Source organism: Anaerolentibacter hominis, from assembly GCF_032380675.1.
Classification (GTDB): domain Bacteria; phylum Bacillota; class Clostridia; order Lachnospirales; family Lachnospiraceae; genus Anaerolentibacter; species Anaerolentibacter hominis.
The window spans coordinates 1,011,059-1,034,814 of the sequence record NZ_JAWDIX010000001.1; the positions used below are offsets into that span (position 1 = coordinate 1,011,059).

The following is a 23,756-nucleotide window of genomic DNA, read 5'->3' on the forward strand; positions in this document are numbered from 1 at the left end:
AAGGGATGTGACGGGATGGCAGAAAAGAAAGAAGTACGGGAGAATCTGCTGAAACTGGATTTAATGCGAAGAAAGTTTTTAAGGCCGCATTTTCTAGAACTGGGTCTTACGGTAGGCCAGGGCCAGCCGCGGATTCTGAACAGCCTTCTGACTAAAAACCACATGACCCAGAGGGAATTATCAGATCTGTGTGATATTGATGTAACGACTATGTCCAGAACCCTGGATAAGATGGAAGAGGCGGGACTGATCTGCCGGGAGAAAAATCCGGACTGCAGGCGTTCCCACCGGATTGCCCTCACCCGGATGGGGGAGGAGAAGGCAGAGCAGGTCAGAGAGATCTTCAATGCCCTTGACGAAGTGATATGGCAGGGATTTACCGGGGAGGAAATGGATGCCTTGTTATACGGGGTCAAAAAGATTATGGGAAATCTGGAAGGGATGGCAAAGGATGAATAAGATCTTAATTGTGGTGGATATGCAGAACGATTTTATAGATGGAGCACTGGGCAATCCGGATACTCTGGCCGTCGTAAAGGCAGCGGCGGATAAAATACGTGTCCGGAGACAAGAGGGATATCGGATCTATGTTACGATGGATACCCACGATGAGCATTATATGGATACGCAGGAAGGGAAAAAACTGCCCGTCCCCCATTGTATCAAAGGGACGGACGGGTGGCAGCTGAACCAGGTAATTGCTGAGGCACTGGGGGAGCCGGAGGATATATTTGAGAAAAATACGTTCGCCTCCCTAAAACTGGTTCAGGCTTTGGAACAGCTGAACCGGGAGGATACGATTACCTCCATTGAGCTGGTGGGCGTCTGCACCGGAATCTGCGTGCTGTCCAATGCGGTTCTTTTAAAGGCGCATTTTACAGAGGTTCCCATTCTGGTTGACGCTTCCTGCTGCGCCTGTGTGACGCGGGAGAGCCATCGGACCGCGCTGGACGCCATGAAGCTGTGCCAGATAGAAGTGGCGGAGAGCTAAGGTAAAAATGGAGGGGAAATGAATAAGATGAGAAAAGCGGTAATTGCCTCAAATGAGGTTTCAGAGCTGGTCAGCTGGGAACTGGGAGGCTATAAGCAAAAGGTACTGCTGGATGGAAAAAGTAAGGATGCACCTGTTATTATCTTTCTTCACGGAGGGCCCGGCTCTCCGTTCCCGTTTTCCGAAGGGTGCAGGGGGATGTTTCCGGATATAACGGAGCGGTTTATCATGGTGTACTGGGATCAGCTGGGGTGCGGAATCAATAATCATCCCATCGATGACCACTTTGCTTGCGGGCATTTTGTTGATATGACGGTGGATCTGATCCAGGAAGTAAAAAAGAAATTTCCGGATAATGCGGTGAATCTCTTTGGGGTTTCCTGGGGATCGGTACTGGCCTTAAAAGCGTCCTGCCGTGTGCCAGAGCTGCTGCACCGTGTGTTGGTTTACGGGCAGGTGCTGAGAGAGCTGTCATTTAATAAGGAGGTCTATGCTGAACTGGAGCAGGCGAAGATGTCCGGCAGACAGAAGGAAAAGCTTGCGGTTATCAAGGCCCGGGAAGAACATACATTGGATGACTTCAAGCAGATGGCGGGCTGGATTCGCAAATATACGCAGGGGTATCAGGCAAAGGATGGGGGAAAACTGCCGTTTGGCAGTATGCTGGTCAGCCTTCTGACCAGTCCGGACTATTCCTTCCGCGACCTGAAAGCGGTTATGGTAAATGGTTACCAGAAGAATAAAAGCCTTCTGCAGGAAATTATGGTGATGGATCTGTGGGAGGATCTGGAACGAGTGACCATTCCCTATCTTATCATGCAGGGAAGCTGCGATATCGTAACATCAACAAAGACAATGAAACAGTTTATGGAGAATACGAAGAATCCCTATGTAACGATGCAGCTGATTGAACACAACGGGCATATACCCGGCGCAACCGGGATGGAGCAGATTATCGAGAAAGGATTTGATTTTTTGACGGCGTCCGGAAATGAATAGAGGAAGGAATAGAATAAAAGTAAAAAGGAGATATTGCAAACGCAAAATCTCCTTTTTTCTATTATTACTATACCACAAAATCCGCTTTTTTTCCAGTCTTGTAATACAATTCGAACCCGTGTAAAATCAACTTTCACACAATTGACTGGAGAAAGGATGAGAATATGGATCAGAATTTGCTGTTTGAACCGGAAGAATTGCTTCCGCTGGTGACGGAACTGACACAGAAGTATACCAGCTATGAGAGAGTACCTCGGTGCCCTATGAGACGGCCAGGACATTGATGGAAGCCGTATTGTACTGTATTGGGGAATTAACCGGACAGGACGGCAGGCTTCCCGTCCAAACCGAGGGGAGACTGACAGCCAGAAGTGCCTGTGAGGCAGGATATCAGCTGGTTCTTCAAAAGGTACACGAGGCGAAGGAACGCTATCACGCTATCCTTACAGACTTCTGCGATTATGGCAGTGAAGCGCTCCGTGACACCCTGACGGCGGGGATGCCGAAATTTTTCCTCTATTACGATGCCAGGTATCGTCCGCAGAACCATATTCTGACTCTGGATTATCCGGTCATCGGTTCGCTGGAGGAGAGCAGGGGCATCGATCGGATCGACCGGTATCTTTCCTGCCTGTCCCTGGAACAGCAGTTCCTGGGCTGGTTTGATGAGCAGAAGGTGCGGGAGTATCTGCTTTGTTTTCACGATGATTATGAAACGCTGTTTATCAATGTGTGCGCTCAGGTCCTGAGAGGGGCTCTGGCCTGTCTGATCGCGGGAAGGCCGGTGCCGGAACTGTGCCTGTACCGGGAAGATATGGACCGGATCGCCGGGTTTGTGCTGAAGCTTTACCGGGAAGAGAAATCGGGTAACGAATTAATGCGGGAACTGCGCCTGCGCATCCTTGGAATCACAGGGAAGAACGGTGACAGCCAAAAGGAGCTTGGCAGGTATCTGATGCAGATTGTTCCGGATTTTACGGCGGAACTGATCAACGCGGCGGAACATGACTGCATGGAAGCTCTATTCGGAGTGAGAAAATAAAAGTGCAGACATCTGACAACAAAGAAACAGAGCCCCCATTTTGATAGGGAAGCTCTGTTTCTTTTATCGTATTACGGTTAGAATTTACTCTTTATCGTGAATTTCTTCATGGAGAGACTGTAAGGAATGTACATCTCCCTGCCCATGTTCTTTCACATAGCGTATTCCGCTGGCGGTAGCTTTGGCAGCAGCGATGGTGGTCATATACGGGATCTTGGCCTTGATGGCCGCTTTTCTCAGATAGCTGTCATCGGTAATACTGTCCTTGCCTACCGGAGAGTTGACAACCAGCTGAATCTCACCGTTTGTAATCATGTCCAGCACATTGGGACGGCCTTCGTACAGCTTTTTCACACGGACGGCAGGAATACCGGCCTGGCTGATCAATTCATAGGTATTTCCCGTAGCTACGATGTTAAATCCATCCTCATGGAAACTTCTTGCAACCTCCACAACCTCCGCTTTATCCTTGCGGTTGACGGAGATCAGCACAGTACCCTCAAGAGGAAGCTTGTTCTGTGTAGCCTCCTGCGCCTTGTAGAAGGCCTCGCCGTAGGAGTGGGACAATCCCAGCACCTCGCCGGTAGAGCGCATCTCCGGCCCCAGAATCGGATCTACCTCCTGGAACATATTAAACGGGAACACCGCTTCTTTTACACCATAGTTTGGAATGACCTGTTCCTTCAGCGACGGTACCGGTGAAGGACGGCCGGTCAGCTCGGAGGTAATAATATCTGTAGCCAGCGGTACCATGCGGATGTTGCAGACCTTGGATACCAGCGGTACCGTACGGGATGCTCTCGGATTGGCTTCCAGTACATATACTTTGCCGTTTTCGATGGCATACTGCATATTCATCAGGCCAACAACATGCATTTCCTCCGCGATTTTGCGGGTATACTCTTTGATGGTCTCCAAGTTGTCATCAGAAATATGGACGGAAGGCAGAATACAGGCGGAGTCACCGGAATGAACCCCGGCCAGCTCAATATGCTCCATAACCGCCGGAACAAAAGCGTGGGTCCCGTCGCTGATGGCATCGGCCTCGCACTCGGTCGCATGGCTTAAGAAACGGTCGATCAGGATCGGACGGTCCGGTGTAACGCCTACCGCTGCCTGCATGTAACTGGTCATACTCTCGTCGTCAAATACTACTTCCATACCGCGGCCGCCCAGCACATAAGAAGGACGAACCATAACCGGATAACCGATCCTGGCTGCAATTGCCAGAGCTTCCTCCACGGTGGTCGCCATGCCGGATTCCGGCATGGGGATATCCAATTTCTCCATCATAGCCCGGAACAGATCCCGGTCCTCTGCCAGATCAATCACAGAGGGAGAAGTGCCCAGAATCTTGACGCCGTTTTTCTCCAGATCTGCCGCCAGATTTAACGGAGTCTGGCCTCCGAACTGGGCGATCACGCCCACCGGTTTTTCCTTTTTATAGATACTTAAAACATCTTCGAGAGTCAGAGGCTCAAAATACAGTTTATCGGAGGTATCGTAGTCGGTTGACACGGTCTCCGGATTACAGTTGACGATAATCGTCTCAAAGCCCAGTTTTTTCAGAGCAAGGGAGGCATGGACACAGCAGTAGTCAAATTCGATACCCTGACCGATCCGGTTCGGGCCGCCGCCCAGGATCATTACCTTCGGCTTATCGGTGCTGACCGGATTTTTGTCTTCCGCGTTATAGGTTGAATAATAGTAAGCGCTGTCCGGAGTTCCGCTGACATGGATTCCTTCCCAGGATTCTTCCATGCCCAGCTCAATACGGCGGTCACGTACGACGTCTTCGGGAACTTCCAGCAGCTGGCCTAAATATTTATCGGAAAAACCATCTTTTTTTGCGGAGATCAGCAATTCGTCCGACGGAAGTCCGCCTTTTACGGCGAGGAGAGCTTCTTCCTCCTCAACCAGTTCTTTCATCTGTTTGATAAACCAGTCTTTTACCTTGGTGATTTCATGTATTTCTTCAATGGTCGCTCCCTTGCGCAGCGCTTCATACATAATGAAATGACGCTCGCTTGAGGGGGTGCCCAGCATGCGGAGCAGCTGCTCTTTGGTATGGGAAGCAAAATCCTTCGCGTGTCCCATGCCGCTGCGCCCGATTTCCAGACTGCGGATCGCCTTCTGGAGCGCTTCTTTATAATTTTTACCGATACTCATAACTTCGCCGACCGCACGCATCTGGGTACCCAGCTTGTCATTCACGCCTTTGAATTTTTCAAATGCCCAGCGGGCAAATTTAATTACTACATAGTCGCCGTCCGGCACATATTTATCCAGCGTGCCGTATTTGCCGCATGGAATATCCTTTAAGGTCAGGCCGGTCGCCAGCATAGCGGAAACCAGCGCAATTGGGAAGCCGGTGGCCTTGGATGCCAGCGCGGAGGAACGGGAGGTACGGGGATTAATTTCAATGACGATAATACGGTCAGAAACAGGGTCATGAGCGAACTGTACATTGGTACCGCCGATGACCTGTACGGAATCCACGATGCGGTACGCCTGTTCCTGAAGGCGCTTCTGACATTCTTCTGATATGGTGAGCATAGGAGCACAACAGAAGGAGTCTCCGGTATGGACACCCAGCGGATCTATATTTTCAATAAAACATACGGTAATCATGTTGCCTTCGGCGTCACGGACAATTTCCAGTTCCAGCTCCTCCCAGCCTAAGATAGATTCCTCTACCAGAACCTGTCCCACCAGGCTGGCCTGAAGCCCTCTGGAGCACACGGTTTTTAATTCATCCTTGTTGTAAACCAGACCGCCGCCTGCACCGCCCATGGTGTAGGCAGGGCGCAGTACAACCGGATATCCCAGCTGATCTGCTATCTTTAATGCCTCATCTACAGTGTAGGCAACCTCACTGCGGGCCATTTCAATGCCGAGTTCATTCATCGCCTTCTTAAATTCGATACGGTCCTCGCCGCGCTCAATGGCATCTACCTGCACGCCGATCACTTTTACATTGTATTTATCCAGAATTCCCGCTTTATTTAACTCCGAACATAAATTCAGGCCAGATTGGCCGCCCAGGTTGGGAAGCAATGCATCCGGCCGTTCTTTGGCAATAATCTGTTCCAGACGTTCTACGTTGAGGGGTTCAATGTAAGTAACGTCAGCTGTCTCGGGATCTGTCATAATAGTGGCAGGGTTGGAGTTGACCAGCACGATTTCGTATCCCAGCTTCCGAAGTGCTTTACAGGCCTGAGTGCCGGAGTAATCAAACTCGCAGGCCTGGCCGATAATAATTGGGCCGGAGCCGATGATAAGGACTTTGTGAATATCTGTTCTCTGTGACATGAAATGGCCTCCTTAGTTTAGCGATATAGGGGCAATTAACGATCCATTGCCCAACCCATTGTAATCAGGAACCAGTTTTAGCTTTTGTACATATAAGAGGTTCCGCCTTTTCTGAGTATACTATAAAATAAGGAAAGAATCGAGGATTTCTCGCAGTTAATTCGAAAAACTTTGCTTTTGCAGTTCGGTAAATATTTGGAAATTATAGAAAAAATGAGATATCAATTTGACATAAGATACAGATATTATATAATTGATAGACATGGCGGATAAATGTGCATAACGGAATGGAAAAGACTGACAATGAGCAAAACGGGTTGGAATACGGTTTTGCATCCCCTGATTCCCATTGAAAAAAGCCGCCGAAGCGGCCTTACCGTCAGAAAAACAGATCTCCGAAAAAGCGGATCAATACCGGTACCAGGGCAGAGCAGATTACTCCGTTGAACACGGCCATAACCACCACTTCCTCATTGGTATGGCGGATCAGCATCGGCAGGGTGGTGTCCTCGCTGGTGGCTGCCGCAGGCGCAATCGCCGTATAGTAATTGAACCTCCTGGAGACCCAGGGGATGGAGAGAAAGGAAAGGATTTCCCGCATCAGGCTGCTTAAGAAAGCAACGGTCCCCGCCTGGGCGGAAACGACCTGTGTGACCAGGATGCCGGAAAGGCTGTACCAGCCAAGCCCTGACACAATGACCAGACTCTCCCCCGGCGGCTGTCCCATGAGCAGACTGCAGAGCAGACCGCCGATCAGGGTACCGGCAACGATGCCAAAAGGAATGATACATATTTTAATATGATATTTTTTGATGTTTTGAAACACTGCTTTATTTAAACCAATGCTGATTCCCACGGAGAACATCAGTACATAGAGGATATAGTCGGAATGCTCCGTTAAATAGGAGATCGGGCCGATCTGTGCGCCGGACAGACCGTAAATCATGCCTGCGGCCAGCGCGGCAACTGCAATTAAAACCACGTTATTTTACTTCCTTTTCTTTTGTATGGTGTTTCGGCTTCATGAACCGGCTGGTGAGCCAATAGACGACAATCACAGAGCAGACGATTGGAATCAGCGCATACAGGAGGCTTCGCAGCCCCAGGGAAGAGAGCTCACTTAAAATATTCTCCCTCGATCCCAGCTTGACTCCCATGGAAAAGATCAGCAGGGCGGTACAGATTAACTGCAGTTTTTCGTTGGCGCTTTTCCATTTCAGAGGGAAAAATTTAAACCCCAGCAAAAGACCTGCCGCCATAATGATGATGATTAACAAAAGAACACCCCTTCCGGAACACAATAATGGTACAATTCTAACATAAGGAAAAAAACTTCGTCAAGTTTTGACGAAACAGACAGAAAATTCCGGCAGAGACTGGATTGAATGAAAGCGAGCATGGGTATGAAAGAGATTCCCGCGAAAACGATATTATCAGCGAGAAAAGACGGCTGGTTCGGTACGGACTATACAATGAATCTGTACCGGGGCTGCTGTCATGGCTGTATTTACTGTGACAGCCGGTCGGAGTGCTATGGGATTGACAGCTTCGAACTGGTGGGAAAAAAGGAAAATGCCCTGTATTTGCTGGAACAGGAGTTAAGGAGCCGGCGAAAGAGCGGGATTGTCCTGACCGGTTCCATGAGCGATCCCTATAATCCCTTTGAGAAGAAAGAACAGCTCACAAGAGGCGCGCTGAGCCTGCTGGCACAGTATGGATACGGCGTCATGATTATCACCAAGTCCGATCTGGCGCTTCGGGATACGGATCTTCTGAGATCTATAGCGGGACAGGCCCCTGCAGTCGTTCAGGTGACGATTACCACGGCGGATGAGGCCCTGTGCCGCAGGCTGGAACCCCATGTGAGCACCACAAAGGAACGTCTTGAAATGATAAGAAAGCTCAGTGCGGAGGGAATCACCTGCGGGGTGCTTCTCATGCCTCTGCTTCCATTTGTGAATGACACAGAGAAAAACATACTGGAACTAGTGGAGCGGTCGGCGGAGGCCGGAGCCAGATGGGTTTATGGGGAGTATGGCTTCCCTGTCTCCCTGAGAGACAGGCAGAGAGACTATCTCTACGCCAGACTGGATGATTTGTTTCCGGGGATGTCAGCCCGTTACCGGAAGGCTTTTGGAAACGGCTACTGGTGTTCCAGAATCGGGGACGGAACGATGGAGAAATTCCGTCTGGCCTGTGAAAAGGCCGGGCTTCTTTGCGGGATGGAAGAAATCAAGTCCTGTGTCCGCGATCTCTATGGTTACCGGCAGCTCGACTTGACAAACCTACCAGGAATGACTATAGTGAAGGATGAAATAAATGAATAATTCTTCGGGGCGGAGTGAAAGTCTCCACTGGCGGTTATAGTCCGCGAGCAGGGAAACCTGCAGATTTGGTGTGATTCCAAAACCAACAGTATAGTCTGGATGAAAGAAGATGCGGTACGCAGAAGTACATAGTATTTGGCGCCTGGAAGACATATGCTTTCAGGTGCTTTTTGTTTGTGATTGCTGTCTGCGCCGTTACCTGGACCTGAAGAAACATGACGGAAGGAAAAATATAAATAAGGAGGCCATGCTGCTCGAATTCCTTTCAGCCTGTTTCAATGAGCTGCTGCAAAACTGCAGTATGCATGGATGTAGCAATGAATACAAATGCAAAAACGAGAAAAATGACTATGATTGCCATGATGTGCGCAATCGCCTACCTGATGACGGTGCTGGTACGGGTTCCGGTGGTACTGTTTTTGAAGTATGATCCTAAGGATGTGATCATCACCATCGGAGGCTTTTTGTTCGGCCCCATGGTTTCTTTCCTGATTTCCGCTGTAGTATCTTTGATTGAGATGGTTACGATAAGTGATACAGGGGTCATTGGCTGCATTATGAATTTTCTGTCCACCTGTGCGTTCGCCTGTACAGCCGCCTATATCTATAAAAAGAAGCATAGTCTGAAAGGCGCGGTTATGGGATTGCTGGCAGGCTGTGTCATGATGACCGCAGTGATGCTGCTTTGGAATTACCTGATTACGCCTCTTTATATGGGATATCCCCGGGATAAGGTGGTCGAGCTACTGCTTCCGGCATTTCTGCCCTTTAATCTGTTAAAGAGCGGACTTAACATGGCAATTACGCTGTTGATTTATAAGCCTGTTGCCGGTGCACTGCGCAGGGCAGGGCTGGTTGCTCCGTCAAAGGCCGGAGAAGAAGCCGGACAGGGGAAGAAAACGGGCGGCCTGCTGGTGGCTGGTCTGATTTTGATTACCTGTGTCCTGATTTTTCTGGCATTAAAAGGAATTATATGATAAAAAGGGCCGCTGGTTTGCAGCGGCCTTTTAAAATGGGCGGCACACCCAGGATAAAAACAGGATGCGTAGCGGCAGGGCGGCTGATCTGGAAAATGAGCCGCAATTGCATCTTTCGACATAATGTTTCAAAAAAATTAGGTGGAAATGACAAAAAACCCTATAATATAACAATGGTTTTTGTTGATATTGCACTTGAAAATGGTATAATAGAGTAAAGTTGTGAGTAGTACAGTCCGTTTGAAAAGCCAAAACGGACTGGAGCAGGATAGAAAAGAAAGGGGTGTCAGAATGAAAAAAATATTATTTGCCGCGTCGGAATGTGTTCCGTTTATGAAGACCGGAGGCCTGGCAGACGTAGTGGGGGCGCTTCCCAAGGCATTGAATAAAGAAGAGTTTGACGTGCGTGTTATCATGCCTAATTATACCTGTATTCCATGGGAGTACCGGAGTAATTTCCAGTATGTCCATCATTTTTATATGGATTTCGGCCATAAATTTACCCATGTACATGTAGGCATCATGTCCTGCGAGTATGAAGGAATTACGTATTACTTTGTGGACAACGAATATTATTTCAGCGGCTGGTCCCCCTACAGCACGGATGCCAAGTTCGACATTGAAAAATTCTGCTTTTTCAGCAAGGCGGTGCTTGCCATCCTGCCGGTAATTAATTTCAAACCGGATGTGATCCACTGCCATGACTGGCAGTCGGCCCTGATTCCGGTGTATCTGAGGACCCTGTATCAGGAGAACGGTTTTTATTACGGTACGAAGACGATGCTGACGATCCACAACCTGAAATTTCAGGGCATCTATAATACGGATACCTTCCGGTATCTCACGAGCCTGCCGGAATATGTATTTCAACCCCTTGGAGCCATGGAGTTTAACGGCGAGGCCAATATGCTAAAGGGCGGTATTGTCTATGCCGACTATATTACCACGGTCAGTGATACTTATGCAGGGGAGATACAGTCCTCCTACTACGGGGAGGGACTGGACGGGTTACTGCGGTTTAAGAATTATGCACTCTGCGGTATTGTCAACGGAATCGACTATGAGATTTTTAACCCGGATACAGACAGCCATATTTATGAAAATTACACGGCGGAGACCTGGAAGAAGAATAAAGTGCAGAATAAGCTGCAGCTCCAAAAGCAGCTTGGACTGCCGGAAGATGAAAATAAGTTTATGATCGGGATTATCTCCCGGCTGACCGAGCAGAAGGGACTTGACCTGGTGGACTGGGTGATGGACGGCATTGCAGATCCCAACGTCCAGTTTGTGGTGATTGGCACCGGCGAGGAGAAGTATGAGAATATGTTCCGCCACTACCAGTGGATTTATCCGGAGAGGGTATCCGCTAACCTGTTCTATTCGGAGGATTTGTCTCATAAACTGTATGCGGCGGCCGATGCGATGTTAATCCCCTCACGGTTTGAGCCCTGCGGACTGACACAGCTGATTTCCCTGCGTTACGGCACGATTCCTATTGTGCGGGAAACCGGCGGCCTGAAGGATACGGTGGCCCCATTTAACGAATATGAAAGTACGGGAACCGGATTTTCCTTCTCCAATTACAATGCGGATGAAATGCTGCGCATTATCAATTATGCAAAACAGGTCTACTATGACATGAGGGATAAATGGGACAAGATGGCTATCCGCGGCATGAAGAAGGACTTTTCCTGGACCAGGTCCGCAAAGCGCTATGAGGAGATCTATCATATGCTCACCCCATGGTAAAAGATGAGAAAGCGGACAGAAGCTGAATTCAAGTACGCTTCGGCGTACTTGCTGCGAGCCGCACGTCATGCTTTGCATGACATAATACATCTGTGCGGCTCTGCAATCCGCCGGAGGCTTTATCTTGGAAGGAGATTAGACTCCCGCCAAGACGAATTTGTTATTTACTCACCACCGATAGAGGGGGGAGTCTTATCTCCTTCCATAAATAAAACGTTGAGGAGAGCATTATTATGAGCGATAAAGTACTGAAAGATTTTTATGAAGGAAACAGCTTTACGGCTTATGAATATTTCGGGGCCCATCCTGATGTGCAGAATGAAGAGGCCGGCGTGGTTTTCCGGGTCTGTGCCCCCAGGGCGGAAAAGGTGGAACTGGTGGGAGATTTTAACGGCTGGGAACCCTTTGAGATGAGCCTGAACGAGGCCGGCGCGCATACTTACTTTGTACCCGGTGCAAAAGAAGGACAGATGTACAAGTACCGGATTCACGGACAGGACGGTAGAATGGTATACAAATCGGACCCCTATGGATTTCTGATGGAAGAACCGCCGAAAAATGCGTCTGTTATTACAAGTCTTGATCACTTCCGTTTCACGGACGGTCAGTGGATGAAGAGCAGAAGCCTGAACTTTGACAAGCCCATGAGTATCTATGAGATACATTTCGGGTCCTGGCGTCAGAAGGAGGACGGTTCCTGGTACAGCTATGAAGAACTGGCTGAACTGCTGATCCCGTATTTGAAAGAGAATCATTTTACCCATGTAGAACTGCTGCCGCTGAATGAGCATCCTCTGTATGCCTCCTGGGGCTATCTGGTCAGCTGCTTTTTCAGCGTGACATCCCGGTACGGCACGCCGGAGCAGTTTATGTCCTTTGTAAATACCTGTCATAAGAATAAGATCGGCGTGATTATGGACTTCGTCCCCGGCCACTTTGTGACGGATGATTTCGGGCTTCTTAAGTTTGACGGGCAGCCTTTATATGAATATGATGCGGAGGACGTGGCCTACAATGAGTGGGGTTCCTGTAACTTCAACTATTTCAGAGGCGAGACTTCCAGCTACCTGAAATCGGCCGCTAATTTCTGGCTGGAGAAATTTCATGTGGACGGCCTGCGGATGGATGCGGTAAGCAATATCCTCTACTGGCAGGGAGACAGCCGCAGAGGCGAGAACGAAGGCGGCGTGCACTTCCTGAAAACCATGAACGAAGGCCTGCATAAGCGGAATAAGAATGTTATGCTGATCGCGGAGGATTCCACCACATTCCCTGACGTTACCCGGCCGGTGGCGGACGGAGGAGTGGGATTTGATTATAAATGGGATATGGGCTGGATGAACGATACCCTGGAATATATGAAGATCCCGCCGGAGTACAAAAAGGATCACTATTATAAACTTTCCTTCTCCATGATGTATTTTTACAGTGAACGTTTTCTGCTGTCCCTGTCCCACGATGAGGTGGTTCACGGAAAGGCCACCATCCTGCAGAAGATGTGGGGCGATTATGACGCCAAATTCCCGGAGGGAAGAGTATTTTATCTGTACATGTTCACCCATCCGGGCAAGAAGCTGAATTTTATGGGAAATGAGATCGGCCATTTCCGGGAGTGGGATGAGAAGGCGGAGATGGACTGGAACCTTCTGGGATTTCCGCTGCACGATGAATTTCACCGGTACTGGAAGGATTTGAATGAGTTTTATGTGAAAAGTCCGGTTCTCTACGAGAAAGAATACGATCCCAACAGTTTCCGCTGGCTGGTGGTGGACAGTCCGGAGGAAAGCGTGTTCATCTATGAGCGGAAAAATAAGCATGGCAGCCTGATTATTGTGCTGAATATGTCAGACCGCCATTATAAGAAGTTCAAATTTGGCTATGATAAACCGGTTTCCATTACCCAGGTATTCAACAGCAATGTGAAGAAGTACGGCGGAACCGGACGGCGCCGTTTAAAACCGGTGGAAACGGAAAAAGAATCCTATAAGATGTGGAAATACTCCATGGAAATTGATATTCCGCCGTTTACCGGGTTGATTTATGATGTGAAGCGTGTAAAGCGCGGCGCCGGAAAGAAAGAGGCCGTGGAGACGGCTCAGGCGAAAAGCGCTGGGAAATAAAATAACTCGAATGGATTGGAAAGCGGCGTAGCTTCGGCTATGCCGCTTCTGTATTACAAAAAGACAGCAAGTAAAATCAAGCCGCAATCCTAGCACATGTCTATAATAAACTGCAGAGCGGTTGAAAAGAGGTGAAACAGGTGTACGAGTGGCAGAGACAGATACAAATAATGACAGAGGAAATTGATACCTGCATCAAGGGGTATAACGACGAAGCGCTGACCCTGCGCTTTCTTTCCCGCAGGCTGGGATATTCCGAATTTTATACAACTAGAAAATTTAAGGAAATAGCGGGTATGCCTTTTAAAGACTATGTGCGGCAGAGGAAACTGGCATTTGCGTTGAAAGAGGTGAGGGACAGCGGCAAGAGTCTCCTGGATATTGCATTTGACTATGGATTTTCGTCCCATGAGGCATTTACCAGAGCGTTCAAGGGAGCGTATGGCATAACGCCCAGCGAATATCGAAAAGATCCCAGGCCTGTTGTTCTCCGCACAAAAATAAGCCCCTTTGACCGCTACTTTTTAGGTTTAGGAGAGATTGGCATGATCAAATCCACAGAGGACGTTAAAATTTATTTTATAACCATACCCGCGCACAAATTTCTGCATATCAAGAATAATGAGAGTAACGGCTATTGGGATTTCTGGCAAAAGCAGAATCAGATTCCGGGACAGGATTATGAAACGATTTGCGGCTTGTTAGACAGTATAAAAGGAAAACTGGACGATGAAGGCGGAAGTGAGGTTAACTGCGGAAGCGGTCAGATCATGGCATACAGGAATGACCCGGACGGCAGGCTTTGTGACTGGGGTTTCCCGCGTACAGAGTGCTGGGGTGTACGGCTTTCGCCCGATTACAGCGGGAAAGTGCCTTTGCATATGCATATGATTGATATCCCCGAAGCAGAATATATTGTTTTTGAACACGGACCCTTTGATTACGAACAGGAAAACCGCAGCGTGGAAGAAAAAATAGAAAAGGCCATGGCCGCATTTGATTATGAAGGCCATGGCTGCTCCCTCGATACTTCTCCGGGCAGAATTATGTATTTTTACTATAATCCGGAACAGTATTTTAAATATGTCAGACCGGTGCAAAAGCTGGAGCAAGACAGTGACCCGCGGGAAAAACAGTAGCTAATTTACCAGCTGATTGTGCCTGAAAATACAGCGATCAGATAGTTGATCAGCTGATTGAGAAAGAAATTGTAGGCTACGGCCAGGACGATGAAGCCGATGCTGGTGCCGCCTTTTTCCGCCAGGCCCTTTTCCAGAGCCGGATCAGGGACGGGAGCCCTGTCTTTGCAGCCGGCCCGGCTCAGGATTCTCCTGGTGTGGTTCCAGTATAACCGGTAGGCCACAAAGCCGAAGATGACGGAAATCGCGATGGATAGCAGAGTGGAGATACCTGAGATTCGCTGGAACAGATCGTAGGAAATCACCGAATATTTCTGGGCAGACTGAACCAGAAACGACCACAAAAAACTGACCGCCGCGCAGACGCACCAGTAAATGCCAAAGCCCCGCCACATTTTCCGGTAGGCCATCCAGAGCGGAGCGGCAAGCATAGCCGGAATATGAAACGGATGGCGGCCATTTTCCAGATCTCTGAATTTCTCTGTATAATGTTCTGCTTTATCCTGTCCGGTAATCAGATGGATATCGGATACCAGATAGCCGTCAATCCGGTCTTTCGTGCCGGCGGCGTCCGGCCCAAAATCAAAACCATTATAATCCGTCATAGAAACATCCTTTCTAAATAGAATAACTGCGATACTGCACTAATCAGAAGTTTGGAACTGTTTTCGTTTCAAACGTTTAACATAACGGTAGTAGAGCAGCATGGAGGCAACCGGGCCGGCGATGACACCTACTGCAATGCCCGGAAAACCCAGGAAATGAGCGCCCAGAAAGGCTGCCGGTATTCTGACAACATATTGGGAAATGGTCACTACCTTTAAGGTTTCCAGCACATTGCCCGTACCTCTTACAAAACCGATCAGCGGATAGACAAAGCCGGAGGTCAGGTAAGAGAAGCAGGAGAGCCTTAAGTAGGAAACCGAGGTCGCAACTACATCCGGATCTTTATTAAAGATGGAGGTGAGCTGCGCCGGGAAGAAGAATACGATCAGGGCGGTTGCCACTGCAATAATCGAGCCGATTTTAACCGCTTCCCTAAGGCCGCTGTAGGCCCGGTCCTTTTTATCCGCCCCGATGTTCTGGGAGGTAAAGGCGGAAACGGCGGAATTAAGCGCATCGGTGGGCAGATTGGAGAAGTTGTCAATCTTCACTCCGATTCCGTAGGCAGCGCTGGCGGCTACGCCAAAGCTGTTGCCCAGGCCGCTTAACGTGACCAGGGAGATATTCAGCAGGAACTTCTGGGCGGCGGCAGGAAGGCCCTTGGAAATAATCTTACGTAAATGTGGTCTGGAAATATGTAATTCCTTCGGCGAGAAGGTAATAATATGTTTCTTAATCCTGAAATATAAGATTCCCAGAAGAAAGGAAAGGGCCTGCGCGATTACGGTTGCCAGAGCTGCTCCAAAGGCTCCCATAGAGAAAATCGCGATAAACATATAGTCCAGCACGATATTGCAGCAGCCTGCGATGATGACAAAGAGCATGCTGCTTTTGCTGTCCCCAAATCCCTGCTGGAAAGCAACAATCAGATTGTAGCCGAACATAAATAGTATGCCGGCAAAGATTGTGCGCAGATAGGAAACCGCAAAGTCCATAGATTCCGCCGGCGTCTGTACCAGCGACAGAATCTGGGGAGTAAACAAAAATCCCAGCGCCCCGATCACGACCGAGGCCAGGCCAAACAGCGAGATCGCCGTGTTGGCAAGATGGCGGATATCATCCAGCTGATTCTGCCCAAGGTAATTTCCGATCAGGATCGTAATCCCGATGGACAGGCCGCTGATGGTCATAATCATTACGTTCATAATGGGGCCGCTGACCGAGACGGCAGAAAGCTGGGCCGTGGTGGTGAAGCGGCCCACAAAAAACATATCCACTGCATTGTACAGTGCCTGAAACAGGTTGGAAATAATCAGAGGAATGGCAAACCGTACGATATGTGACCTGACATTACCCTGAGTTAAATCGTTTCTCAGTGCCATAACGAATGGCCTCCTTTATACATATCCATGATCCCATTTTCCTTTTTTAATAAAGAAAATATAATTTATAATAGAAAAGACCGGACCGGCCACCACTCCGATGGCAATGCCGGGAAATCCAATAAAATGTGCGCAGAGCAATGCCACCGGGATACGTACCAGATACTGGGAGCCGATGACATTTTTCAGAGAAAACAGGGTGTTGCCCGAACCTCTTGCAAATCCGATCATCGGATGTACGATGGCAAAGAGGACATAGGTAAAGCAGGCAATCCTGAGGTAAGTCGTGGCATAGGAGAGCACCTGTGCGTCCTTATTGAAGATGGATGCCAGATAGGGCGCTCCGAAATAGACAATTGCCGTAAGGCAGGCAGCGATTGCCACATCCAGCTTGAGCGCTTCTTTTAAGCCTGTCTTTGCCCTCTCTTTTTTACCGGCACCGATATTCTGGGAGGTAAAGGAGGACATGGCAAGATTGATGGAGTCGCTGGGGAGAAAGGCAAAGTTGTCGATTTTAACCCCGATGCCATAGCCGGCGCTGGCGGCAAGGCCGAAGGTGTTGGCGATTCCGCTTAAGGTTGTAAAGGAAACATTGAGCAGGAACTGCTGCGCCGCAGCCGGAAGTCCGGTTACCATCAGCTTCTTTAAATGAGGCCGGGAGATCCGGATTTCTTTCGGCGAAAATGTGATAATATGCTTTTTGATCCGGAAGTAGCAGATACCCATGACGAAGGATACTGCCTGTGCGGCCACCGTAGCCAGCGCGGCGCCGAAAGCACCCATATGAAAACTTCCGATAAAGATATAATCCAGAACAATATTGCACAGGCCGGCGATGATGACAAAGAGCATACTGCTTTTACTGTCGCCGAACCCTCTCTGAAAGGAGCCGATCAGATTATAGCCGAACATAAAGAGAATTCCCACGAAAATAGTCCGGAGATAGGAGATGGCGTAGGGCATGGCCTGCTCCGGTGTCTGAACCAGACGCAGAATCTGGGGCGTGAGAAAAAATCCCAGCACCGCTACTGCCACAGACAATATGGCGTAAAGCGCAATTGCCGTATTGGACAGTTTTTTAATATCGTCTTCCTGATGATTGCCGGAATAGCTGCCGATCAGAATTGTGACACCGACGGAAAGACCGTTGATGGTCATGATCAGAATGTTCATAATAGGCCCGCTGACAGATACGGCGGACAGCTGGGCTGTGGTGGTAAACTGTCCGACAAAGAACATGTCCACCGCATTGTAAAGAGCTTGAAACAGATTGGAAATAATCAGCGGAATGGCGAAACGGACCAGATGCCGTCTAACACTCCCCTGGGTTAAATCATTTTGTAGTGCCACATAAAATCCCCCTCTATACACAATTTCACTGCCGGGACAAAGGTACGGCGGCAAGCGCTGAAAAGGCGGCTGCAGAGAAATACAGTCATGGATTAGTATAGCACGAACAGTAAAAATTTAACAGCAGAAGGAAAATTTCTTCTTTGTCTTTAATCAGGGATTAAACTGTTTTCTCAAGCCTTCTGTTTTGCCGTATACTCCGGGTCCCATTTTCCGCTTCGGATATAGAGTCCATAGGTGATCGTGGAGGAAAGGGGTCCTGCGATGACACCGATGGCGATACCCGGAAAACCGAAGAGATGGGCGGCGAGAAAAGCGATGGGGATACGGATCAGATACTGGGAGAGAATCACATTCTTCAAAGTCTGGATCACATTGCCGGAACCCCGGATAAAGCCAATCTGGGGATGCACAAACGCAAAGAAAATATAGGCGAAGCAGGACAATTTCAGATAGGAGGATGCGTAGGAGAGCACTTCCGGGTCGTTATTAAAGATAGAAGAAATCGGGATGGCCAGAAAGAAGACGGCAAGAGCGATTGCAAGCGCCACAAAAAAGCCCAGTTTCAACGCTTCGCGAAGCCCTTTTTTGGCCCGTTCCTTTTCACCGGCGCCGATATTCTGGGATGCAAAGGAGGCCATCGTCATATTCAGGGCATCGCTTGGCAGACCGGCAAAGCTGTCAATCTTTACCCCGATGCCGTAGCCGGCGCTGGCGGCAAGGCCGAAACTGTTGGCGATACCGCTTAGCGTGAGCATGGATAATGTGAGAAGAAACTGCTGAAACGCGGCCGGAATACCGGTCCGGAAGAATTTCTTCATATGAGGTACGGAAATCCGCATCTCCCTGGGAGAGAAGGTTATGACATGCTTTTTCAGACGAAAATAAATAATACCCATGATAAACGAAAGTCCCTGTGCAATGACGGTCGCCAGTGCCGCGCCGAAGGCTCCCATATGAAAAACCGCGATAAAGAGATAGTCCAGCACAATATTGCAGCAGGCGGCAACGATAACAAACAGCATACTGCTCTTGCTGTCCCCGAACCCGCGCTGGAAGGCGCCGATCAGGTTATAACCAAACATAAATACAATACCGGCGAAGATTGTCCTCAGGTAGGAGACGGCGAAGGGAAAAGCCTGCTCCGGCGTGCGGACCAGCTTAAGAATCAGCGGCGTGCCGAAAAATCCCAGAACCGCTATGACGAGTGAGAGAACAGCGTAGATGGAAATGGTGGTGTTGGCCAGTTTCTTCACATCCTGTGTGTGCCCCTGCCCGATATAAGTTCCCAGCAGGATTGTGACAGCCACAGACAGGCCGGAGATAGTCATGATCATAATATTCATGATGGGCCCGCTGACAGACACGGCGGAGAGCTGGGCCGTGGTGGTAAACTGTCCGACGAAAAACATATCCACCGCATTGTAGAGCGCCTGGAACAGGTTGGATACAATCAACGGAATGGAAAAACGAATGATGTGAGACCGCACATTACCGTGGGTCAGGTCATTTTGAAGCGCCATATTATTACTTCCCCTCTGTTTGGCAGTTCGCTTTATTTTATTTTTATCATGGAAGCAGATAAGACTCCCACCTCAATAGGTGGTGAGTAAATAACAAATTCGTCATGGTGGGAGTTAGGTTTCCTTCCAAGATAAAGCCTCCGGCGGATTGCAGCAAGTACGCCGAGGCGTACTTGAAAAATCCGTACGTAACCGCTTATTATAAACAGTATAGCACTCTCATTTGTCCCAGGCAAACAGCGGATAATTGAATTCTTAGTTGCGTTTGAAATGGAAAGAGGATAAAATAAATACAATGATAAAGTCTCCGGCGGATTGCAGCAAGTACGCCGAGGCGTACTTGAATTCACAGAATGGTTCTCCGGCTGATCAGCAAAATAATGGTTCTGCCGGACAGGCTGTTCAGTATGAAACGAAAGTGAGGAGAAGGTTTTGAAACGTGGTCACAGTCATGACGTAGTTATGACAGAAGGTACCATATGGAAACAGCTTTTGCTGTTTTCTGTTCCCTTGTTGATTGGAAATCTGTTCCAGCAGCTGTATAATACCGTGGACACAATCGTGGTGGGTAATTATATCGGCAGCAGTGCGCTGGCGGCAGTCAGTTCCAGCAACTCTCTGATTAATCTGATTATTGGTCTGTTTATCGGTATCGCTACCGGCGCCGGCGTGGTAATATCCCAGTTCTATGGGGGCCGAAGGGAAAGAGAACTTTCCCAGGCTGTACACACGTCCATTACCCTGGCGATGATCGGCGGTGTGATTTTAATTGGTCTGGGTATTCTTTTATCTCCGGTTCTGCTTCGGATGATGGGAACCCCGGAGGATGTCATGCCGAATTCAATTCTCTATTTTCGTATTTATTTCTGCGGTTCTCTATTTAACCTGGTTTATAATATGGGAGCGGGTATTCTGCGTGCGGTGGGAGATTCCCGGCGTCCGCTGTACTATCTCTGTGCGGCTTCCATTGTAAATATTGTACTGGATCTGCTTTTTGTGGCGGGCTTCGGCATGGGAGTGGAAGGCGTAGGCATCGCTACTGTTCTGGCTCAGATGATCTCCGCTGTGCTGGTTGTTCTGGCTCTCAACCGCAGTGAAGATTCCTATCGCCTGGATCTGAAGAAGCTGCGGGTGGATAAGCGGATGATGGTGCGTATCCTGAAGATGGGTATCCCCAGCGGCCTGCAGACCTGTGTCATCAGCCTGTCCAACGTGGTGATTCAGGCTAACATCAACTCGTTTGGGGCTACGGCGATGGCAGGCTGCGGTTCCTATATGAAGGTGGATGGTTTCGTCGTCATGCCGATTACCAGTTTCGGCCTGGCCTCCATGACATTTACAGGTCAGAATATCGGGGCACGCAAGTATGACCGTGTGAAAAAGGGCGTGGTTGTAGGTGCAGTTATGAGTTTGATATATAGCGCAACTATATCAATCCTGCTGTTTTTCTTCGGATCTCATATTTTGCAGATTTTCTCCAGAGATGCCGAGGTAATATCCTACGGTATGCTGATGCTGCATGTGCTGGTGCCGTTCTACTGGATGCTGGCAATTGCCCAGTCCCTGACCGGATCGTTCAGAGGGGCTGGAAAATCCTTTGTTGCCATGCTGATTATGGTGGGTAATATGTGCGGGCTCCGGATGCTGTGGGTCAATATTCTCACACCGATCACCGGCCAGCTCAGCACGGTTCTCCTGGGTTATCCGGTTTCCTGGCTGACCACGGTTATTGTCTCCCTGCTATACCTGTGGAAGGGTAACTGGCTGCGGCATTATATGGAAGAATCCGGGGACAGGATACCGCACAAGAAAGAAAAAGAAGCCGAGAGCAGTGCGCAGGCTTAAGAAATGAGCATGATTAGAAGCAGGAACCGGTATGGTGAGTCCGGTTCCTGTTTTTCACTTTTATAAGTAATATCCGCCTTCGTGGGGCGGATTTTGTTTTTCTCTTGGGATTCCCCCATTCATATGGTGAATGCCGGAGGAGAGAAAGACAGCCCGTTTGATGGAGTCGGTGCCAAAGCGGGCACGGATGGTATCCACTGCCTGTTCCAGCTTTTCCTGTCTAAGGGGACGGTCTCCGGAGAAGAGGTCCAGCTGGGCGCTCCCTTCTCTGGACAGACGGGTAGTATGGATACCGAGCTGACGGACCGGAGTGCCGTCCCAGCATTCCGCGATCAGGCGGGAGGCCTGATGGAATAAGTCCATGGCCGTATGTGTGGACGAGAGGAGGGTGGCCTGGTGACTTGTTTTTCTCAGGAAGCAGTCTTTATAGGAAACACAGACAACAGAAGTGTACATATCGTCGGCACGCAGCCGGGTAGCTACCGTCTCACAGAGGGAGAGCAGGTAGGGGCGCATTTCCCTGAGGGAAACCAGGTCATGATCAATGGTCATGGAATTGCCATAGCCTTTGTTATCCGGACGGGCAGTCAGGACGGGGGAGTCGTCGATACCATTGGCGTAGCGGTGGAGGACGAGGCCCAGTTTGCCGAAATGGGATTTCAGGATAGATGGATCGGTCCGGGCCAGATCCCCGATTGTGCGGATTCCCAGAGTACGCAGCTTGCGGCAGGTGGAACGGCCGGCACTGAATAAATCCTCCACGGGAAGAGGCCACATTTTTTTCTCCAGCTCTTCCGGAAAAAGTGTGTGGACCAGGTTGGGCTTTTTGAAATCGGAAGCCATCTTGGCCAGAAGCTTGGTGCTGGAGATTCCGATATTTACCGTGAAACCTAATTCCCTGAAAATCCGGTCCTTGATCATAACCCCGGCGGCAACCGGAGAACCGTACAGGCGGGAAGTACCGGTCATATCCATAAAAGCTTCATCAATGCTGTACTGCTCCACATCGGGAGTATAATCCCTTAAAATCTTCATAAAGGCATCGGAACATTTTTCATAGAGAGCGTATCTTGGAGGTACAATAGTAAGCTGAGGACAGAGCTTCAGCGCGTCGTTGATCGTCTGGGCAGTGTAAATATGATAGGCTTTGGCAGGAAGCGATTTGGCCAGGACAATACCATGCCGCTCGGCCGGGCTTCCGCAGACCGCGGAGGGAATCTCTCTCAGATCCGAAGTCTCATGGAGAAAATGAAGGCGGTATACGGCTTCCCAGCTCAGGAAAGCGCTGTTGACATCAATATGAAAAATGACTCTGGGGCAGCTCATAGTAGTTCTCCTTTCCTAAAAATGAATACCGGGCGGCAAGGCCGGATGGGCCTGTCATTTTCAGGTGGCCTAAAGTTCCGGCGGATTTTTAAGAAGCCAGCGATGGGTATCAATGTGATAATAAATGTCCAGAAGCCGGATGCGGTCTCCCGGCAGAATTGTCTCGCAGACGTAATGGAAACAGCGAATGCCGCCGTATTGTTCTTCCCGGACAGACAGAACACGGTTTATCTTGAGCCGAAGAAGGCTGTACTGCGCGCCTTCTGCCTGTAAAAAAAGAGGTTTTACCTCCCCGGAAGGATTGAAAACAGCAATCACATCGACAGGAAGAGTGTGTGCAGACATCGCAAAACGTCTCCTTTCTGTCATAATCGGGCTGAACAGGAATAATAATATTCCAAACACATGATATAGAATATGTGTTCGAAAGTGATTTTATTATACAATGCAAACACATGTTCGTCAAATGGAAAATTAAGGGAGGAAAAGACAGAATTCGACCGGCAGTCCTATTTCATATAAGAAAAGAAAAACACATTGAAAATGCATAAGGGATGGGTTAAAATATATAATAACCGGATAGAGAAAGAAATCCGGACAGACAACAGGAGGTGAGTACAATGGATGTTATACAACCATACTATTGGTTGATAGCAGTGGCGGTTTTGCTGATTATTGAAATTGTAACCGTCGGATTGACCACCATATGGTTTGCAGCAGGGGCATTTATCGCATTTCTGGCTGCATTGCTGGGAGCAGGAGATGTCGTACAGGTTTTGATTTTTATAGCGGTATCCATACTGCTGTTAATTTTTACAAGGCCATGGGCTGTCAAATATCTGAACGGCCGGAGGACCAAGACCAATTATGAGAGTTTGATTGGGAAAAAAGCAAAGGTAACGGAGCGGATCGACAACTTTAACGAAACCGGAACCGTTGTATTAAACGGGCAGGAATGGACGGCACGGGCCGACGGGGAACAGACGATAGAACCCGGCAGCTGTGTGGCGGTCAAAGAAATACGGGGTGTAAAGCTGATTGTAAGTGAAGTACCGGAGAAGGAGGAGTAAA

General features: G+C 49.0%; 20 protein-coding genes and 1 riboswitch. Of the genes, 11 read left to right on the forward strand and 9 right to left on the reverse strand.

Translation table 11 applies throughout. The features are described 5' to 3' along the window. Positions 1-15 precede the first annotated feature (15 nt). From ABCW47_RS04700 to ABCW47_RS04715, 4 genes are all read left to right on the forward strand, one after another. Complete coding sequence (locus tag ABCW47_RS04700; RefSeq protein ID WP_343208701.1) at positions 16-459, forward strand: MarR family winged helix-turn-helix transcriptional regulator; 444 nt, start codon at positions 16-18, stop codon at positions 457-459. Beyond that, positions 452-991, forward strand: a complete 540-nt coding sequence (locus ABCW47_RS04705; RefSeq protein WP_343208702.1) for a cysteine hydrolase family protein — start codon at positions 452-454, stop codon at positions 989-991. Before ABCW47_RS04700 ends, ABCW47_RS04705 begins: the two co-directional genes overlap by 8 nt. An 18-nt stretch (positions 992-1,009) precedes the next feature. Further along, on the forward strand, positions 1,010-1,990 hold the full coding sequence (locus tag ABCW47_RS04710) for an alpha/beta fold hydrolase (protein WP_343208703.1): 981 nt from the start codon (positions 1,010-1,012) through the stop codon (positions 1,988-1,990). Between the two features lie 295 nt (positions 1,991-2,285). Continuing rightward, positions 2,286-3,032, forward strand: a complete 747-nt coding sequence (locus ABCW47_RS04715) for a DUF6179 domain-containing protein (protein WP_343208704.1) — start codon at positions 2,286-2,288, stop codon at positions 3,030-3,032. 84 nt (positions 3,033-3,116) lie between these two features. Here the strand turns inward: ABCW47_RS04715 and carB are convergent, their stop codons facing one another. The 3 genes from carB to ABCW47_RS04730 form a co-directional block, all read right to left on the reverse strand. Further along, on the reverse strand, positions 3,117-6,344 hold the full coding sequence (gene carB, locus ABCW47_RS04720) for a carbamoyl-phosphate synthase large subunit (protein ID WP_343208705.1): 3,228 nt from the start codon (positions 6,342-6,344) through the stop codon (positions 3,117-3,119). 379 nt (positions 6,345-6,723) lie between these two features. After that, positions 6,724-7,326 carry a LysO family transporter gene (locus tag ABCW47_RS04725; protein ID WP_343208706.1) on the reverse strand — a complete coding sequence of 201 codons (603 nt, stop codon included), beginning with the start codon at positions 7,324-7,326 and terminating at the stop codon, positions 6,724-6,726. A gap of 1 nt (position 7,327) precedes the next feature. Then, positions 7,328-7,621, reverse strand: coding sequence for a LysO family transporter (locus ABCW47_RS04730; protein WP_343208707.1), 294 nt, complete (start codon positions 7,619-7,621; stop codon positions 7,328-7,330). 108 nt (positions 7,622-7,729) lie between these two features. Between ABCW47_RS04730 and ABCW47_RS04735 the strand changes: the two genes are divergently transcribed. The 5 genes from ABCW47_RS04735 to ABCW47_RS04755 all read left to right on the forward strand — a co-directional run bounded on the left by ABCW47_RS04735 (position 7,730) and on the right by ABCW47_RS04755 (position 14,656). Continuing rightward, on the forward strand, positions 7,730-8,671 hold the full coding sequence (locus tag ABCW47_RS04735) for an SPL family radical SAM protein (RefSeq protein ID WP_343208708.1): 942 nt from the start codon (positions 7,730-7,732) through the stop codon (positions 8,669-8,671). Further along, positions 8,668-8,786, forward strand: a riboswitch (FMN riboswitch). Its footprint overlaps the gene before it by 4 nt. A 202-nt stretch (positions 8,787-8,988) precedes the next feature. Further along, positions 8,989-9,648 carry an ECF transporter S component gene (locus tag ABCW47_RS04740; protein WP_343208709.1) on the forward strand — a complete coding sequence of 220 codons (660 nt, stop codon included), beginning with the start codon at positions 8,989-8,991 and terminating at the stop codon, positions 9,646-9,648. Between the two features lie 291 nt (positions 9,649-9,939). Then, a complete protein-coding gene (glgA, locus tag ABCW47_RS04745) occupies positions 9,940-11,397 on the forward strand; it encodes a glycogen synthase GlgA (protein WP_343208710.1) in 1,458 nt (485 codons plus the stop codon). A gap of 233 nt (positions 11,398-11,630) precedes the next feature. Next, entirely contained in the window at positions 11,631-13,517 is a 1,887-nt protein-coding gene (gene glgB / locus ABCW47_RS04750) for a 1,4-alpha-glucan branching protein GlgB (protein ID WP_343208711.1), read from the forward strand. A 140-nt stretch (positions 13,518-13,657) separates the two neighbouring features. Then, the gene (locus tag ABCW47_RS04755) at positions 13,658-14,656 is read left to right on the forward strand and encodes a helix-turn-helix transcriptional regulator (protein WP_343208712.1); all 999 of its coding nucleotides are present in this window, start codon (positions 13,658-13,660) and stop codon (positions 14,654-14,656) included. A 5-nt stretch (positions 14,657-14,661) separates the two neighbouring features. Here ABCW47_RS04755 and ABCW47_RS04760 read toward each other — a convergent pair whose 3' ends face one another. The 4 genes from ABCW47_RS04760 to ABCW47_RS04775 all read right to left on the reverse strand — a co-directional run bounded on the left by ABCW47_RS04760 (position 14,662) and on the right by ABCW47_RS04775 (position 19,514). Further along, complete coding sequence (locus ABCW47_RS04760; RefSeq protein ID WP_343208713.1) at positions 14,662-15,261, reverse strand: DUF2628 domain-containing protein; 600 nt, start codon at positions 15,259-15,261, stop codon at positions 14,662-14,664. Between the two features lie 39 nt (positions 15,262-15,300). Beyond that, positions 15,301-16,641, reverse strand: coding sequence for an MATE family efflux transporter (locus tag ABCW47_RS04765; RefSeq protein ID WP_343208715.1), 1,341 nt, complete (start codon positions 16,639-16,641; stop codon positions 15,301-15,303). A 15-nt stretch (positions 16,642-16,656) separates the two neighbouring features. After that, positions 16,657-17,991 (reverse strand): MATE family efflux transporter, encoded by a 1,335-nt coding sequence (locus ABCW47_RS04770; RefSeq protein ID WP_343208716.1) that lies wholly within the window; start codon positions 17,989-17,991, stop codon positions 16,657-16,659. 173 nt (positions 17,992-18,164) lie between these two features. After that, positions 18,165-19,514 (reverse strand): MATE family efflux transporter, encoded by a 1,350-nt coding sequence (locus tag ABCW47_RS04775; protein WP_343208717.1) that lies wholly within the window; start codon positions 19,512-19,514, stop codon positions 18,165-18,167. Between the two features lie 432 nt (positions 19,515-19,946). Between ABCW47_RS04775 and ABCW47_RS04780 the strand changes: the two genes are divergently transcribed. Beyond that, positions 19,947-21,359 (forward strand): MATE family efflux transporter, encoded by a 1,413-nt coding sequence (locus ABCW47_RS04780; RefSeq protein WP_343208718.1) that lies wholly within the window; start codon positions 19,947-19,949, stop codon positions 21,357-21,359. A 60-nt stretch (positions 21,360-21,419) separates the two neighbouring features. Here ABCW47_RS04780 and ABCW47_RS04785 read toward each other — a convergent pair whose 3' ends face one another. Together ABCW47_RS04785 and ABCW47_RS04790 are read right to left on the reverse strand one after the other, a co-directional pair. Next, positions 21,420-22,685 (reverse strand): DNA polymerase Y family protein, encoded by a 1,266-nt coding sequence (locus ABCW47_RS04785; protein WP_343208719.1) that lies wholly within the window; start codon positions 22,683-22,685, stop codon positions 21,420-21,422. Between the two features lie 69 nt (positions 22,686-22,754). Beyond that, a complete protein-coding gene (locus ABCW47_RS04790) occupies positions 22,755-23,030 on the reverse strand; it encodes a hypothetical protein (protein ID WP_343208720.1) in 276 nt (91 codons plus the stop codon). A 275-nt stretch (positions 23,031-23,305) separates the two neighbouring features. On the opposite strand from ABCW47_RS04790, the gene ABCW47_RS04795 reads away from it, so the two are divergent. Then, the gene (locus tag ABCW47_RS04795) at positions 23,306-23,755 is read left to right on the forward strand and encodes an NfeD family protein (protein ID WP_343208721.1); all 450 of its coding nucleotides are present in this window, start codon (positions 23,306-23,308) and stop codon (positions 23,753-23,755) included. Position 23,756: the final 1 nt, after the last annotated feature.

What these genes read in the sequence shown, in the direction of transcription:
- ABCW47_RS04700 (WP_343208701.1), top strand. Translation starts at nt 16, where the DNA reads ATGGCAGAAAAGAAAGAAGTACGGGAGAATCTGCTGAAACTGGATTTA.
- ABCW47_RS04705 (WP_343208702.1), top strand. Translation starts at nt 452, where the DNA reads ATGAATAAGATCTTAATTGTGGTGGATATGCAGAACGATTTTATAGAT.
- ABCW47_RS04710 (WP_343208703.1), top strand. Translation starts at nt 1,010, where the DNA reads ATGAATAAGATGAGAAAAGCGGTAATTGCCTCAAATGAGGTTTCAGAG.
- carB (WP_343208705.1), bottom strand. Translation starts at nt 6,344, where the DNA reads ATGTCACAGAGAACAGATATTCACAAAGTCCTTATCATCGGCTCCGGC.
- ABCW47_RS04735 (WP_343208708.1), top strand. Translation starts at nt 7,730, where the DNA reads ATGAAAGCGAGCATGGGTATGAAAGAGATTCCCGCGAAAACGATATTA.
- ABCW47_RS04740 (WP_343208709.1), top strand. Translation starts at nt 8,989, where the DNA reads ATGAATACAAATGCAAAAACGAGAAAAATGACTATGATTGCCATGATG.
- glgA (WP_343208710.1), top strand. Translation starts at nt 9,940, where the DNA reads ATGAAAAAAATATTATTTGCCGCGTCGGAATGTGTTCCGTTTATGAAG.
- glgB (WP_343208711.1), top strand. Translation starts at nt 11,631, where the DNA reads ATGAGCGATAAAGTACTGAAAGATTTTTATGAAGGAAACAGCTTTACG.
- ABCW47_RS04760 (WP_343208713.1), bottom strand. Translation starts at nt 15,261, where the DNA reads ATGACGGATTATAATGGTTTTGATTTTGGGCCGGACGCCGCCGGCACG.
- ABCW47_RS04765 (WP_343208715.1), bottom strand. Translation starts at nt 16,641, where the DNA reads ATGGCACTGAGAAACGATTTAACTCAGGGTAATGTCAGGTCACATATC.
- ABCW47_RS04775 (WP_343208717.1), bottom strand. Translation starts at nt 19,514, where the DNA reads ATGGCGCTTCAAAATGACCTGACCCACGGTAATGTGCGGTCTCACATC.
- ABCW47_RS04785 (WP_343208719.1), bottom strand. Translation starts at nt 22,685, where the DNA reads ATGAGCTGCCCCAGAGTCATTTTTCATATTGATGTCAACAGCGCTTTC.
- ABCW47_RS04790 (WP_343208720.1), bottom strand. Translation starts at nt 23,030, where the DNA reads ATGTCTGCACACACTCTTCCTGTCGATGTGATTGCTGTTTTCAATCCT.
- ABCW47_RS04795 (WP_343208721.1), top strand. Translation starts at nt 23,306, where the DNA reads ATGGATGTTATACAACCATACTATTGGTTGATAGCAGTGGCGGTTTTG.